Annotated in this window: 14 protein-coding genes and 1 riboswitch; all 14 genes read left to right on the top strand. The window is 37.9% G+C overall.

The genetic code is table 11. The features are described 5' to 3' along the window. The first annotated feature begins 211 nt into the window (after positions 1 to 211). The 14 genes from KDN24_RS05180 (at position 212) to dhaM (ending at position 16,082) form a co-directional block, all read left to right on the top strand. Positions 212 to 994 carry a carbon-nitrogen family hydrolase gene (locus KDN24_RS05180; RefSeq protein ID WP_491348329.1) on the top strand — a complete coding sequence of 261 codons (783 nt, stop codon included), beginning with the start codon at positions 212 to 214 and terminating at the stop codon, positions 992 to 994. A 153-nt stretch (positions 995 to 1,147) separates the two neighbouring features. Further along, positions 1,148 to 1,254: riboswitch (SAM riboswitch) on the top strand. Positions 1,255 to 1,348: 94 nt separating this feature from the next. Next, the gene (locus KDN24_RS05185; protein WP_409971319.1) at positions 1,349 to 2,362 is read left to right on the top strand and encodes a methionine ABC transporter ATP-binding protein; all 1,014 of its coding nucleotides are present in this window, start codon (positions 1,349 to 1,351) and stop codon (positions 2,360 to 2,362) included. Next, positions 2,352 to 3,023 (top strand): methionine ABC transporter permease, encoded by a 672-nt coding sequence (locus KDN24_RS05190; protein ID WP_409971284.1) that lies wholly within the window; start codon positions 2,352 to 2,354, stop codon positions 3,021 to 3,023. The genes KDN24_RS05185 and KDN24_RS05190 overlap by 11 nt, the downstream gene beginning before the upstream one ends. Positions 3,024 to 3,050: 27 nt before the next feature. Further along, positions 3,051 to 3,878 (top strand): MetQ/NlpA family ABC transporter substrate-binding protein, encoded by an 828-nt coding sequence (locus KDN24_RS05195; RefSeq protein ID WP_409971285.1) that lies wholly within the window; start codon positions 3,051 to 3,053, stop codon positions 3,876 to 3,878. Positions 3,879 to 3,901: 23 nt separating this feature from the next. Then, positions 3,902 to 4,990 (top strand): iron-containing alcohol dehydrogenase family protein, encoded by a 1,089-nt coding sequence (locus tag KDN24_RS05200; RefSeq protein ID WP_409971286.1) that lies wholly within the window; start codon positions 3,902 to 3,904, stop codon positions 4,988 to 4,990. A 543-nt stretch (positions 4,991 to 5,533) separates the two neighbouring features. Further along, positions 5,534 to 6,514, top strand: a complete 981-nt coding sequence (locus tag KDN24_RS05205; RefSeq protein ID WP_409971287.1) for a proline dehydrogenase family protein — start codon at positions 5,534 to 5,536, stop codon at positions 6,512 to 6,514. A gap of 355 nt (positions 6,515 to 6,869) precedes the next feature. Then, positions 6,870 to 7,313 carry a universal stress protein gene (locus KDN24_RS05210; RefSeq protein WP_409971288.1) on the top strand — a complete coding sequence of 148 codons (444 nt, stop codon included), beginning with the start codon at positions 6,870 to 6,872 and terminating at the stop codon, positions 7,311 to 7,313. A gap of 211 nt (positions 7,314 to 7,524) precedes the next feature. Further along, entirely contained in the window at positions 7,525 to 8,349 is an 825-nt protein-coding gene (locus KDN24_RS05215) for an MIP/aquaporin family protein (protein WP_409971289.1), read from the top strand. A 40-nt stretch (positions 8,350 to 8,389) separates the two neighbouring features. Further along, a complete protein-coding gene (gene glpK, locus KDN24_RS05220) occupies positions 8,390 to 9,880 on the top strand; it encodes a glycerol kinase GlpK (protein WP_409971290.1) in 1,491 nt (496 codons plus the stop codon). A gap of 263 nt (positions 9,881 to 10,143) precedes the next feature. After that, positions 10,144 to 11,787 (top strand): glycerol-3-phosphate dehydrogenase/oxidase, encoded by a 1,644-nt coding sequence (locus tag KDN24_RS05225; protein ID WP_491348466.1) that lies wholly within the window; start codon positions 10,144 to 10,146, stop codon positions 11,785 to 11,787. A gap of 102 nt (positions 11,788 to 11,889) precedes the next feature. Beyond that, on the top strand, positions 11,890 to 13,947 hold the full coding sequence (locus KDN24_RS05230) for a sigma 54-interacting transcriptional regulator (RefSeq protein WP_409971291.1): 2,058 nt from the start codon (positions 11,890 to 11,892) through the stop codon (positions 13,945 to 13,947). Positions 13,948 to 14,059: 112 nt separating this feature from the next. Next, entirely contained in the window at positions 14,060 to 15,055 is a 996-nt protein-coding gene (gene dhaK, locus KDN24_RS05235; RefSeq protein ID WP_491348330.1) for a dihydroxyacetone kinase subunit DhaK, read from the top strand. A gap of 11 nt (positions 15,056 to 15,066) precedes the next feature. Next, positions 15,067 to 15,693 (top strand): dihydroxyacetone kinase subunit DhaL, encoded by a 627-nt coding sequence (gene dhaL, locus KDN24_RS05240; RefSeq protein WP_409971293.1) that lies wholly within the window; start codon positions 15,067 to 15,069, stop codon positions 15,691 to 15,693. Continuing rightward, positions 15,690 to 16,082: a dihydroxyacetone kinase phosphoryl donor subunit DhaM gene (dhaM, locus tag KDN24_RS05245; protein WP_409971294.1), complete on the top strand. Its 393-nt coding sequence runs from the start codon at positions 15,690 to 15,692 to the stop codon at positions 16,080 to 16,082. The genes dhaL and dhaM overlap by 4 nt, the downstream gene beginning before the upstream one ends. The last annotated feature ends 12 nt before the right edge of the window (positions 16,083 to 16,094 follow it).

The following is a 16,094-nucleotide window of genomic DNA, read 5'->3' on the forward strand; positions in this document are numbered from 1 at the left end:
ATGTACCGCCTTATAAGCACGCGTGTTCTCTACGTTATTCGTACCGAATAAAACCCGTTCACACATACACATAAGGCAAGAATCAACAACATTCATTAACACAGCACTCCTAAAAAATAATCTATTATTGATATCTAAGCGAGATGATATTGATTGCGAATTAATTCAAAATTCTATAGTCTTTAGTTAAAAATGTCTAGGGGGAAGCAAAATGAAAATTGCTTGTGTACAAATGAATATCGTATTTGCAGATCCAGAGAAAAATTTTTTAACCGTGGAAAAATATGTCGAAGAAGCCGCAAAAGCTCAGGCGGATACCGTAATTTTTCCCGAAATGTGGAATTCGGGCTTTGCGCTTGAACAATTAGCGACATTAGCGGATGAAAATGGTGAGAAAACAAAACAATTGTTATCATGGCTTGCGAAAGAATATCAAATCAATATCGTCGGCGGTTCGGTAGCAACGAAAAGAGAAGCTGGCTTTTTTAACACGATGTATGTTGTGGACCGAAGTGGAAAAATCTCGGCACAGTATGATAAGGCCCATTTATTTAAATTAATGGATGAACATTTATTTTTGCAGCCAGGACAAAGTGATAACTTGTTTGAATTAGATGGAATAACTTGTGGAGGGGTCATTTGCTATGAGCTCCGTTTTCCAGAATGGTTTCGCACCCACACATTAAAGGGGGCAAAAATTATGTTTATTCCTGCCCAATGGCCGAAGCTGCGGATTGATCATTGGCAAACACTTTTACAAGCTCGTGCCATTGAGAATCAATGTTATATTGTTGCAGTTAATCCTGTTTGTACGAATCCAAATAATGAATTCAATGGGCATTCTATGGTTATTGCTCCTTGGGGAGAGATTCTTTTAGGCAATCAAACAGAGGAAGGTCTTTACTATGCAAAGCTTGATTTAGAAGAGGTGGAGCGTGTAAGGAATACAATACCTGTTTTCCAAGATAGACGGACTGACTTATATAATAAATAATAAACAGATAAACAATATTAAAAAAAATTATAAAATCCATTATTGTAGCGGTTTAATTGGGATGAAAGCATCTTCCAAGGAAAGAATAAAGGTTTAAATGATTGACAAGTTTGAAATAGGTTTGTATTATCATAGTTATTAATTTAATCATGTAACTTATCCAGAGAGACCGAGGGACTAGGCCCTATGACGTCCGGCAACCCCCTTTAATGGGAAGGTGCCAATTCCTGCAGAATGTGTTTCATTCTGAAAGATAAGTCGAAATATGTAGCTTTGTTTCGATGCCTCTTTCAGTTGAAAGAGGCTTTTTCTATGTCTGAATACTTATTTATCGCAGAAAAAAGAGGTAAAACGATGATTGACATTCAAAATCTTTCAAAAGAATATAAAACGAAAAATGGCACCATTATTGGAGTGGATCATGTTTCATTAACGATTCAAAAAGGAGAAATCTATGGAATTGTAGGTTATTCAGGAGCTGGAAAAAGCTCGTTGCTCCGCTGTATTAACTTATTAGAGAGACCTACTTCAGGAAAAATTGTAATAGACGGAAGCGATCTTACGTCTTTAAAAGGAGAGCAACTGCGCTTAGCCCGATTAAAAATCGGCATGATCTTTCAACATTTTTATTTAATTAGCCAAAAGACAGTATTTGATAATATTGCTTTTTCATTAAAAGCTGCAAATGTTCCCAAAAAAAATATTAAAGCTAGAGTTGAAGAATTACTTGAAATGGTTGGACTTTCTGATAAAAAAGATGTTTATCCTTCTCAACTTAGTGGGGGGCAAAAGCAGCGAGTTGCAATCGCTAGAGCACTTGCGAACAATCCGAATGTTCTATTATGTGATGAAGCGACATCTGCACTAGATCCAAAAACGACAAAATCGATCTTAACTTTATTAAAAAAAATAAATCAAGAGCTCAATATTACGATTGTTTTAATTACACATGAAATGGATGTCGTGAAGGAAATATGCAATCGAATGGCAATCATGCAGGGTGGAAAGGTGATCGAGGAAGGGGCAGTGTATGATATTTTCGCTAACCCTAAGGAGGAGCTTACGAAAGAGTTTATTGCAAGTGTTGTTTCCTTTGAAATACCTGCAGTTATCTTGAAGAATTGTGTGGGACCGATAGTGAAGGTGATGTTTAAAGGAGGAATCGCTGGTGAAGGCGTTATTTCAGACATGCTCCAGAAACATAATGTAAAAGGCAATTTCCTTCATGGTTCCATCGAATATATTCAAGAAATGCCGCTCGGAATTTTTATTATGGAGCTGAGAGGGCTGCAAGAAGAGGTAGATGCGGCTCTTCATTATATTGAAACGAGAGCCGTGCAAGTGGAGGTGCTGCGAGATGGGATTTGATTTTGCTCACTTAATGGAGTTAGTGCCAGATATTAATAAAGCGTTCATTCAAACGATTTATATGATTTCAATCTCATTAGTTATCGCCATTATCATCGGATTGCCGATGGGCGTTCTTTTATACATTACGGATAAAGGCTTATTTTTAGAAAATCGGATTATCAAAAATAGTTTAGGTTTTGTCGTTAATCTCATTCGTTCTGTCCCATTCATTATATTGTTGGTAGCTTTGCTTCCAATTACCGGTTTTATTGTCGGTACAACAATTGGCCCAACAGCTGCAAGTGTTTCTCTTTCTGTAGCTTCCATCCCTTTTTTTGCTCGTATTGTTGAATCAGCTTTACGAGAAATTGATAAAGGGGTCATTGAAGCCGCGATTGCTGCAGGTGCTACTCCAAGAATGATCATTAAGGATGTGCTTCTGCTTGAAGCAAGATCTGGGATTATCTCAGGTATCACTTTAACACTAATAAGTCTAATAGGGTTTTCCGCGATGGCCGGAACGGTTGGTGGCGGAGGAATTGGTGATTTAGCCATTCGATTCGGCTACTATCGCTATGACGATACAATCATGATTACTACGGTTGTCATCTTAATTGTTTTAGTTCAGTTTATTCAACTTTTCGGTGATTTTATCGCCAAAGTTGTAGATAAAAGATAAAAAGTAATAAGAAAGTGGGAGAAATTAATGAAAAAATGGTTTGTTGCAATTATTTTATTAGTTGTGGTAGGAGCACTAGCTGCATGTGGCAGTTCTTCAAGCAGTGATAAGACAAGCTCAGATTCAAAGAATATTAAATTTGGTGCCACTGCTGGACCATACAGTGATATGTTGAAAAAAGCGATTATTCCAGGCCTTGAAAAAAAAGGCTATAAAGTAGAAATAGTAGAATTTAGTGACTATATTCAACCGAATAAAGCTTTAAATAATGATGATATTCAAGCAAATCTATTCCAGCACTCTATTTACTTAGAAAATTTTGCGAAAGAAAATAAGATGGATTTAACAGCCTTAATTGCTGTTCCAACTGCTCCAATGGGTATTTATTCAAATAAATTTAAATCTTTAGATGAAATAGCAGACGGAGCAACAGTAACCATTCCAAATGATCCAACAAATGGAGCTCGTGCATTCAATACTCTTCAAGATGAAGGCTTAATTAAAGTGGATGAAAATGCAAATCCGCTGACTGTTTCTGAAAAGGATATTATTGAAAATAAGAATAACCTCGTATTCCAGCCGATTGAGGCAGGTCAGCTTCCACGCTCAGTAGATAGTGCAGATCTAGCTGCAGTACCTGGTAACTTTGCATTAGCTGCAAAAATGGATTTACTTAGTGCATTAACACTTGAGAATATGCTTGATCCATATCGCAATATCGTAGCGGTAAAAACAGAAAACAAGGACGCTCAATTTGCTAAAGATATTCAAGAGGTAATCGAATCAGCAGACTTTGAAAAAGTAATCGATGAAGAATTTAAAGGCTTTGGCAAGCCTGAATGGATGAAGAAGTAATTGCTTAGAAATGAGGATTGAAAATGGACACAATTACTGTTCATGGAGCGCCGAGTGAATATATTCTACAAGAAGGAATATTAGAACAGCTAGAGGTAAAGCTATTAGCGCGAAAACTTCAGAAGGTTCTTATCGTTCACGGACAAAAATCATGGAAAGCGGCTAAACTATTTTTTCCGAAATTTACTGAAGTATCATCTGAAGAATATACGTATAGTGGAGAATGTTCTTTAGAAGAAATTGCTGTCATTGCGAAAATGGTTCATGATCAATCATTCGACGCCATTATCGGGGTTGGCGGTGGAAAAGTACTTGATCTTGTAAAATCTGTTGGTGAAGCAACAAATCGCTCATCAATCCTTATTCCGACGCTCGCATCCAATTGTTCTCCGTGGACACCAGTAAGTGTAATTTACGACGAATTCGGGAGATTTTCACGGTTTGATATTTATCCAGTTGGTGCAAGTCTTGTGCTTGTAGAGCCAAGAATATTACTCGCTGCTCCATTAAATATGCTTATTGCAGGGATTGGTGATACGCTGGCAAAGTGGTATGAAGCAAATGTGCAGATGGAGAGTTTAGAAAATAAGCCGGTTCCGCTGCAAATATCTTTTTATACGGCGAGACAGTGTAAGGACTTACTTCTTAAGCATTCAGAAGGAGCTATTAGTGCTGTCAAAGCAGGGAGATTAAATGATGATTTTATTAAAGTAGTTGAGACGATTATCGTACTCGGGGGAATGGTAGGAGGATTTGGTGATCGTTATGGAAGAATTGCAGGTGCACATTCCATTCATAATGGACTAACAGTCATCAAGGAAACTCACCACGCTTTACACGGGGAAAAAGTTGCATATGGCATTTTAGTTCAACTTGTTCTAGAAGAAAAGTTGGATGAGATTCAGCAATTACTCCCTTTTTATCGCAAGCTGAAACTACCAGTATCGCTAACCGATTTAGGTGTTGCCAAAATCGATAAAAACGTCATTGCAAGAATTGCCGAAAAATCAACTGTGCAAGAAGAATCAATCCATGTCATGCCACTTGGACCAATCACACCGAATCGTGTAATGGAAGCAATCACTATTCTTGAAGAGTCTATTTCCTATTAAGGAAATAGGCTTTATTTTTTAGGCTGTATTCGTAAAGTTTCTTGCCTATATGAAAGTTTAAGTTATTAACGTGCTAAAGTGATTTGAAGTTTAAATAATAGTAGCGTTTACAATACCGCATAAGAAAAGCTAAGGCATTTGCCGAAAGGACTGGCAAACACTAAGTTTTTCTAACTTTTTAGTGCAATTTTTGTTTTGTTATCTGAGTTGATTGGAGCGGAGGGTACTTGACTCCTGCGGGAATGGAGGGAAGCGTGAGACCCCACAGGCGCAAGCGCCGAGGAGGCTCACGTCCCTCCCTGCGATCGCTGCGTACCCGAAGCGGAAATCAACGGGCAAAATTTAAAGGGAAATCAACAATATATGCGAAAAGAGCATTTTAAAAAAGCTGAAGAATAGCACTTGAAAATATACCCATTGCTATTTTTCCAATTGAAGTATCATAATAAAAATAATTATGGATAATGTGATATTTCTAAAATAAAATTATTACTAATATATGCTATAATTATTTTGAAAAAATAACAGTTAGGGGTTATCGCTATGTTGAAAGATCTATTTATGGGCCTTTCCCAAAACCAATTTCTTAATAGTGCAGCGAAAAAGTATGGCTTAAAGCTAGGTGCGCAAAATGTCGTTGCGGGAACGAATATAGAAGAAACGATCCAAAGTATTAAAGAATTAAATGCACATGGAATCTCATGTACAGTTGATAACTTAGGTGAGTTTGTCTTCAAAAAAGAAGAGGCTACAGAAGCAAAAGAACAGATCCTTGCCGTAATTGAAGCGATTCATGTGCATAAAGTCGATGCTCATATTTCACTAAAACCAACGCAATTAGGGTTAGATATTGATTATGACTTCTGCTTAAGTAATTTAGAAGAAATTGTTGCAAAAGCAAACAGTTATGATATCTTTGTTAACTTCGATATGGAAGACTATGGTCATTTACAGCCATCTTTCGATATTCTAGATGATCTTTCGAAGAATTATGATAATGTTGGCACTGTTATTCAAGCTTATTTCTATCGAGCTGAAGAAGATATTCAAAAGTATAAAAATTTCCGTCTTCGCATTGTTAAAGGTGCATATAAAGAGCCGGATGAATATGCATATCAAGATAAGAAAGACATTGATGCAAACTATATTAAGTTAATTGAGTGGCATTTGCTGAACGGAAAATTCACATCAATTGCAACACATGACCATAATATTATTAATCATGTGAAAGAATTTGTGAAAAAGAATCAAATTCCAAATGATAAATTTGAATTCCAAATGCTTTATGGTTTCAGAAAAGAACTTCAATATAAATTAGCAAGTGAAGGCTATAACTTCTGCACATATGTGCCTTTTGGAAAAGACTGGTATGGCTATTTCATGCGCCGCCTTGCTGAAAGACCACAAAACTTAAATCTTGTTGTGAAGCAAGTATTTAATAAAAGGACGAATACAGTTATCGGTGTAGCAGCTGGGGCTTTTGCACTTGGAAGATTATCTAAGAGAATCAAAAAGAAGAAATAATTAAATTAACGATTTTTATGTCAAAGTTCATCCTAATTTTTACGCTGAGTTGATTGGAGTGGAAGACGCGAAGACTCCCGCGGGAAAAGCGGACAGGTGAGACCCCGCAGGAGCGTAAGTGACGAGAGGCTCAGCGTTTGCCCCGCGGAAAGCGAAGCGTCTGGAACGGAAATCAACATACAGGTTAATAAGAACATAGATAAAGAGAGTGCCCTAAGTTATACTTTGGGATACCCTCTTTTTTTGTGTTCATGAACGAGCAAAAGAAAGAAGTGACAAAATTTTTAATAAACTTCGAAATAAAGATTCCAATTTAAATAAAAATAGTTAAAATCGATAATAGGAGGAGATGAGAATGAGTTTAACTTATAAAAATATCATCGTAGCAGTTGATGGATCGGATGAAGCGGATTGGGCTTTTAAAAAAGCAATTGAAATCACAAAGCGAAATGATGCGGAATTGCATATTGTACATATTTATGAACTAAGAGTATATCCATCTGATGCTGCCTCAATTAAAGCAAGAGCCGAAAAGTTTGGCAATGAACTTTTACAGCGGTATTTGAAAAAGGCTAAGGAGGCTGGACTTCAAAAGGTAAGCACCTTATTGGAATTTGGCTCTCCGAAAGCAGCGATTACGAAGAAAGCTAAGAAAGTGATTAAAGCGGATTTGATTATATGTGGAAAAACAGGCTTGAATGCTGTTGAGCATATGTTTATCGGGAGTGTGTCAGAAAATATTGCCCGGTCCGCACATTGTGATGTATTAATCGTAAAAACACAAAAAAATGAAGAATAATGCGGATTTAAAACATGCAAATCATGTCGGTTCAATATTCAAAAAATTCTATTGACAGCGTTTTCAGTAGCTAGTATACTTCAACTAACAAGTTAATAATTTGTGACGGAGATTTGGAGATTCACACAGTTTAGCCTTTAGAAAAGGTTTATTCTGTTGTGGATCTCCTTTTTTGTTGCAAAAAGCTTCCAAAAGGGAAAGGAGAAAAAATATGACAGCATTTATGGGTGAATTAGTAGGAACGATGATTTTAATTGTTTTTGGGGGTGGAGTAGTTGCTGGCGCCAATTTAAAGAAAACATATTCAAATGGAGGTGGGTGGATTGTCATTACGCTAGCTTGGGGTCTAGCTGTGACAATGGGGGTATTTGCTGTAGGTTCAATTAGTGGTGCTCATTTGAATCCAGCTGTTACATTAGGTCTTGCGATCAATGGTGATTTCCCATGGGGGGATTTGCCGAGTTATATTCTTGCCCAAATACTCGGTGGGTTTTTAGGGGGAGTTATTGTCTTTCTTCATTATTTGCCACATTGGAAGGCAACAGATGATCAAGGCGCAAAATTATCTGTTTTTTCAACAGGTCCTGCCATTCCTAACCCATTTGCCAACTTATTAAGTGAAATGATAGGTACATTTATTCTTGTTCTTGGCCTTCTTTTCATTGGAGCGAATCAATTTACAGATGGCTTAAATCCGATAGCTGTTGGATTATTAATCGTTGTCATCGGGATGTCGCTGGGTGGAACTACCGGTTATGCCATTAATCCAGCCCGTGATCTTGGGCCAAGAATTGCTCATTTTCTTCTTCCGATACCAGGAAAGGGAAAATCAAATTGGGGTTATGCTTGGGTTCCGATTGTTGGACCGATGCTCGGTGGATCACTTGGAACCATCTTTTATCAAATGGCTTTCTTAGGAAAATTCACAAGTACGACTTGGATTGTATTAGGCATAACGGTCGTAGTACTATTTTTAGTATATGTAGTTAGTAAAAATAAATTTAAAGATACAGACACATCGAAAGTCGCAGCTTAGCTTGTTCCAAGAAACTAAAAAAATTGAACGGGGGAGAATAATGGAAAAGTTTATTATGTCTTTAGATCAAGGAACGACAAGTTCAAGAGCTATTCTTTTTAATAAGAAAGGTGAAATCGTTCATATTGCCCAAAAGGAGTTTACGCAGCATTTTCCGAAGCCAGGTTGGGTAGAACATAATGCGAATGAAATATGGGGTTCCATTCTTGCGGTTATTGCAAGTGTTCTTTCTGAGTCAGGCGTAAAGCCAGAACAGATTGAAGGAATTGGGATTACGAATCAGCGTGAGACGACGGTTGTTTGGGATAAGGAAACAGGTGTACCAGTTTATCATGCAATTGTATGGCAATCTAGACAGACGAATGAAATTTGTGAGCAATTGAGGGAGAAGGGCTATAACGAGCTATTTCGTGAAAAGACAGGATTATTAATTGATTCTTATTTTTCTGGCACAAAAGTAAAATGGATTCTTGATCATGTTGAAGGAGCAAGAGAGAAGGCAGAGGAAGGAAAGCTCTTATTTGGAACAATTGACACATGGCTAATATGGAAGCTTTCTGGAGGAAAAGCCCATGTAACTGATTATTCCAACGCTTCAAGAACATTATTATTTAATATTTATGATTTGAAGTGGGACGATGAGCTCCTTGAAATCCTAACGATTCCAAAGGCGATGCTTCCAGAAGTAAGACCATCTTCGGAAATATACGCAAAAACAACTACTTATCATTTCTTTGGACATGAAGTACCCATTGCTGGAGCGGCAGGCGATCAGCAGGCTGCTTTATTTGGTCAGGCATGCTTTGAAAAAGGTATGGCAAAAAATACTTACGGAACAGGCTGTTTTATGTTAATGAATACGGGAGATAACGCAGTACGATCAAAAAATGGTTTGCTTACAACAATCGCCTGGGGCATTAATGGAAAAATTGAATATGCTTTAGAAGGTAGTATTTTCGTTGCAGGATCTGCCATTCAGTGGCTGCGTGATGGATTAAGAATGTTGAAAAATGCAAAAGATAGTGAAGGCTATGCAGAAAAGGTGGAGTCTACTGATGGTGTATATGTCGTACCAGCATTTGTTGGATTAGGAACACCTTATTGGGATAGTGATGTAAGAGGAGCAATATTTGGTTTAACAAGAGGAACGTCAAAGGAGCATTTTGTCCGCGCAACATTAGAATCACTGGCTTACCAGACGAAGGATGTACTTTCTGCAATGGAGGCTGATTCATGTATCGAATTAAAAACATTACGGGTCGATGGTGGTGCAGTACAAAATAGCTTTTTGATGGCATTCCAGAGCGATATTTTGAATGTGCCAGTTGAAAGACCAGTAATTAGCGAAACAACGGCACTTGGTGCGGCTTATCTTGCTGGCCTTGCTGTCGGCTATTGGGAAACTCAAGAGGAAATTCGAACACAATGGGCGATTGATCGAGCATTTGAGCCGGTGATGACAGAGGAAACTCGAACTTCACTTTATGACGGCTGGAAAAAAGCTGTTCAAGCTACAATGGTTTTTAAATAAGACCTCTCCCTATTTTTTCGAAACAAAATTATGATATAATATAAGTAAGTTAATAGCTCGGTAGGAGAAACGGAGAGACCACAAAATCATTATCGCCCAATCGATAGTGAATTTTGTGGTCTTTTTGTTCTCCTGCCTTTGAATAGATTAAATTTTTAATTTAGAAGAGTGTTTAGCTCCTATCCATAGCAATTTATGAACTTTCTTCATACATTGCTAAATAAGGTGCTTGTGCTTTTCTTAGAAAGAAGGAGATGTCATTGATCAAGTTTTCGAATAAAGATCGCAATCAGCTTATTACACAGTTAAAAACGATCCATCATGATCTGCTAATAATTGGGGGTGGCATTACTGGTGCAGGTATTGCTTTAGATGCAGCAACTCGTGGAATGAAAACAGCACTTGTCGAGATGCAGGACTTCTCAGCTGGGACGTCAAGCCGGTCAACAAAGCTTATACATGGAGGTCTGCGTTATTTAAAACAATTTGAAGTGAAAATGGTTTCCGAGGTTGGGAAGGAAAGAGCGATCGTTTACGAAAATGGCCCACATGTGACAACACCTGAATGGATGCTCCTGCCCTTACATGCTGGAGGGACCTTTGGGAAATTCAGCACATCGATTGGCTTACGAGTGTATGACTTTTTAGCCGGCGTGAAAAAGACAGAGCGGAGAAAGATGTTAACAGCTGAAGAAACATTACAAAAGGAGCCGTTATTAAAGAAGGCAGGACTAAAAGGCGGCGGCTATTATGTTGAATATCGCACAGATGATGCAAGACTGACAATCGAAGTCTTAAAAAAGGCGGTAGAAAATGGGGCGCTTGCATTAAATTATGCCAAGGTTGAGGAGCTACAGTACGAAAATGGCAGACTTATTGGTGTGCTCGTATGTGATCAATTAACAGGTGAAAAATATCGTTTGACTGCAGAAAAAGTTATTAATGCAACAGGTCCCTGGGTTGATACCATTCGTGAATTAGACAGTTCGAATAATGGAAAAACATTAAAACTGACGAAAGGTGTGCATATCGTCATTGATGGCTCACGTTTTCCTCTTAAACAAGCCGTCTATTTTGATACACCAGATAAGCGGATGGTATTTGCGATTCCAAGAGAGGGGAAAACATATGTTGGAACGACAGATACTTTCTATGACATTGATCCGATCAGCCCGAGGATGACGGCAGAAGATCGTGAATATCTTATTTCGGCCATTCACTTTATGTTTCCTGAAGTAAGAATCACCGATGATGATATTGAATCAAGCTGGGCTGGAGTAAGACCGCTTATTTGGCAAGAGGGAAAAGATCCGTCGGAAATATCTAGAAAGGATGAAATTTGGCAATCTGAATCAGGTTTAATCACAATCGCAGGTGGAAAATTAACAGGCTATCGAAAAATGGCTGCAACGATCGTAGATCTCGTTGTAAATCAGTTTAAAGAGGAGAAAAAAATGGCCTTTAAGAGCTGTCAAACGAGAGATTTACGAATTTCTGGTGGTGATGTTGGAGGTTCAGCAAAATGGCTAAACTACATTGCAGAACAAACAAAAGCAGGTCAAACAGTTGGCTTAACAGAGGAAGAAGCGAATCATTTAGCAGCATTATATGGATCAAATGTCCCTGTTGTCTTTCAATTCATTGAAGAAAATGCAACGAATTTGGAAAAAAGCGGCTTGCCAAAAACTCTTTTTGCCAAGCTTCATTATGCGTTAGCAGCAGAAATGACGGCTACACCAGTCGACTTCTTTTTCAGGAGAACTGGCGCTATCTTATTTGATATTCAATTAGTTCAAACATATAAAGCGGCTGTCATTGACTATATGAGTAATTATTTTCATTGGGATGAAGAAACAAGAAATATACGTGAAAAAGAGCTTGAGAATGAACTTGCTATGATCCGTTAATTTCATTTGGAAGAGGACAATAATGAACAAAGCCTGTATTGTTTGATATAGTTAAGAATAATTGGAAAAAATAGAGCTTCACAAAAGGCGGGCGACAAGTTCATGCAAAAATTAACGGTTATTGTTCATCGGAATAACGGGCTACATGTTAGGCTTGCAGCTGCACTTATCACAATGTTGAAAAAGGAAATAAAAGATAGTGAAATATTAAAAAATATTTTTGTTGAATTTCGTGGAAAACAAGTGGACGTAATAAACTTACTATCATTAGTCTCTCTAAAAATTGGGCAAGGTGAGCAGTTTACGATCTGTTTTGCCAAGGAAGTTGCAGACTCTATTTTATATAAAATTGAACAGTTATTTGAACAGACTGAACTTGAAGATTATCGTTACACGGAAACCGATCGGCTTCTTATGGAGAACTCTGTTATCCTTCAGGAGGCCATTGCAAATTTACCGAATGGGATGATTGTTGTTAACAAAGAAAATATGATTATTTTTGTGAATGAGGCTGCTGCACAACTGTTTGAAATGCCAGCTAGCAAGCTATTAAACGAACGTGCAGATGAAGTGATTCCACACTCGAAGCTCCATGAAATACTTCAATCAGGTGAAACGCATATTGCAGAAAAACAAGTATTAAAAAATTATACCATTCTCGTAAATCGGGCCCCGATCTTTTTTAATTCAATGATTATTGGGGCTGTTTCCATTTTCCAAGATATCTCCTATTTAGAAAAAGTTCATTTTGAGTTAAAAAGAGAAAAGGAGCTACAAGAGCGCTTGAACCTTGTGCTTGCCTCTGTTTCTGAGCTCATTGCTTTAACTGATAAAACAGGAAACTTTATGTACATGAATGAACAGATGGATTTTTTTCTTTCACAAATGCACATAAAAAAATCGATTGAAAGCTTTATGAGCAAAAAGGATTGGAAGAAGTTAAAGGAAGAGAAAAAAACCGTAAATATGATGAAGAGATTTTCAAAAGAACGTTTATTTATTTTAACGATGAATCCAATTGTCATAGAACAGGAGTTTCAAGGAATTGTCCTCTCATTAAGCCCCTATAATGAAATGAAGGCATTGTTGGAAAAATTAGACGTAATGGAAAAACGAACGGAGTATTTGGAGAAAGAATTATCAAAGCATTTACAGCTAAATCATGCTTTTCACTCAATCATTGGTAACAGTGAAATATTACTAGAAAGCTTAACAATAGCGAATAAAGTGTCAGTGACAAATTCAACTGTTTTAATAACAGGTGAAACAGGTACAGGCAAGGAGCTTGTCGCAAGGGCTATTCATGAATCAAGTAAACGGAAAAAGGAACCATTCATTCGTGTTAATTGTGCGGCTATTCCTCATAATTTAATTGAAAGTGAATTATTTGGCCATGAGAAAGGTGCGTTTACTGGTGCGATCAAAACGCATCAAGGAAAATTCGAGCTTGCCAATAATGGAACGATCTTTCTTGATGAGATTGGGGATCTAGATTTAGATTTACAGTCAAAGCTTCTCCGAGTTCTTCAAGAAAGAGAAATTGAACGTGTAGGCGGAAAGAAAATTATAAAGTTAAATGTACGAGTCATTGCAGCCACACATTTAGACATTCAACAGTTAGTCGATGAAGGGAAGTTTCGGGCAGATTTGTTTTATCGGTTAAATATTATCCCGATCCATTTACCACCACTTCGGAGCCGGAAAGATGATATTCCGTTATTAGTCGATCATTTTCTAAAAATATTCAATGCTCAGTTGGGAAAAAGTATCAAATATTATGAAACAGGTTTTTTAGAAGCAATGGGGCGCTACCACTGGCCAGGAAATATACGAGAGCTGCAAAATATTGTTGAGCGGACGATCGCATTAACAGAAGAGCAGACGCTTTTTATGAAAGATTTGCCTGATTATATTAGAAATGGTGGACAAGCTTCACCTAGTCAGCGAATCAATAATGAAATTTTGCCTCTAGCCCACTATGAAAAACAAATTTTTGAACAGGCTGCACCACACTATCCTAGCTATAATCAGTTAGCTCAAGCACTTGGAATAACCCATAAAACGGCTGCAAGTAAGCTAAGAAAATATCGATTGGAGCATTTACTTGGGAAAAAGTATCAAAAGCTTGAGAAAAATTCCCCGAAAATGAGTAATCTATGAGCGCAACTCTAAACTTTTTGAGTTGGCATGATATTTGCATAAATATTTAGTAGTAAAAACAACTAGGAGATCTTTCATCAACCTTAGCATAAAAATTAGAGGAGGATAAAAGATGAAAAAACTAATTAATCATCCTGATCAAGTTGTGCAAGAAATGGTTGAGGGTTTTATAGCAGCATACCCGAATAGGCTTAAGCAAGTTCCAAATACATCTGTCATCGTTCGTGCTGATGCACCAGTGCAGGGAAAAGTTGGGATCGTCAGTGGGGGAGGCAGCGGGCATGAGCCTGCACATGGTGGATTCGTTGGCTTAGGTATGCTAGATGGAGCGGTAGCAGGCGAAGTATTTACTTCACCAACACCAGACCAAGTGTTTGAAGCGATTAAAGCAGTGGATGGTGGAAAAGGTGTCTTACTCATTATTAAAAACTATACTGGCGATGTCATGAATTTTGAAATGGCTGCAGAATTGGCGGAAGCAGAGGGCATTCAAGTTGCAAAGGTCATTGTAAACGATGATATTGCTGTTAAAGATTCAACGTATACGATCGGAAAAAGAGGAATTGCCGGAACGATCTTTGTACACAAAATTGCTGGAGCAAAGGCAGAACTTGGAGCTTCTTTAGAAGAGGTAGCAGCTACAGCGAATCATGTAATTGAAAATCTCTGCTCAATGGGAATGGCTTTAACACCATGTACAGTGCCAGCTGCAGGGAAGCCAGGTTTTTCAATTGGAGAAGATGAAATCGAAATTGGCACTGGAATTCACGGAGAGCCAGGAATCGAAAGAATGGCGATTAGAACAGCAGATGAAGTGACAGACATTTTATTATCAAAAATAGTAAACCATTTACAATTAGTGGAAAATAGCAAGGTTGCCGTCTTGATCAATGGACTCGGCTCTACACCTTTAATGGAGCTTTATATTGTAAATAGAAGACTAGCTCAAGTGTTAAAAGAGCGTGAAATCATTGTACATGAAACCTTTATTGGGGAATATATGACTTCAATTGAAATGGCAGGCTGCTCCATAACACTTCTTCGACTCGATGATCAATTAACTGAGCTGCTGGACGCGAAAGCAGATACAGTAGCTTTTAGAAAGTAGGGATAACCATCATGGGATTCGGGATAAATGAAACGAAAGCATGGATTCAACATGTAAGTGAATCGTATGAAAAGCATAAAGCCTATTTGACAGAGCTTGATCAGGCAATTGGCGATGGGGACCACGGCATTAATATGTCAAGAGGGTTTAAAGAAGCAGCACAAAAAACGGCGCAAGCATCATATGTAGATTTAGGTAGTTTATTTAAAGATATTGGGATGACATTATTAGGGAAAATTGGAGGGGCATCAGGTCCATTATATGGTACGGTCTTTTTAAAAGCAGCTTTACCGTTGAAAGACAAACAAGAGATGACGATTTCAGACTTGATTGAGGCTCTTTCAGCTTCTCTAGAAGGCCTAAAGCAAAGAGGGAAAGCGGCTATTGGAGATAAGACGATGATCGATGTATGGGAGCCAGCCATCCATTTTCTTGAAATTCATAAAGATGAATTAGATTGGGAGGAGTTTACCGATTTTGTAGAAGAAAGAATGCTAGATACATCCCATTTAGAAGCGAAAAAAGGACGCGCATCTTATCTTGGTCCACGTTCAGTTGGTCATATTGATCCAGGTGCAGCTTCATCTTATTATTTCTTCAATGAACTAGCAAACATTTTTAAAGGAGCAAGAATATGAGTTATGTTGGGATCGTACTCATTTCACATAGCACCGATCTTGTCAACGGGCTAGCAGCTTTACTGAAACAAATCCAAGCTGATGTACCACTTGCTGTTGCAGGTGGCACGGCAGAGGAAGAGATCGGTACAGATGTATTCAAAATCAAAAGCGCCATTGAATCAGTCTATTCTGAAAAAGGGGTAGCGATTATTTTTGATCTAGGTAGTGCACTTCTTAATGCAGAAATGGCGCTTGAGATGCTAGATGAGAGCTGGCATATAAAAATTGCTGATGCTCCTTTAGTAGAAGGTGCTTATGCGGCAATTGTTGAATCAGGCGTAGGCGGTGACTTAGCTGAAGTAATCACTGCAGCAGAAGGTGCAAAAGGATTGAATAAATTAGGATAGGCAGCATATAGT

Origin of the sequence: Cytobacillus sp. Bva_UNVM-123 (assembly GCF_046351715.2) — a bacterium.
Lineage (GTDB): Bacteria > Bacillota > Bacilli > Bacillales > Cytobacillaceae > Cytobacillus.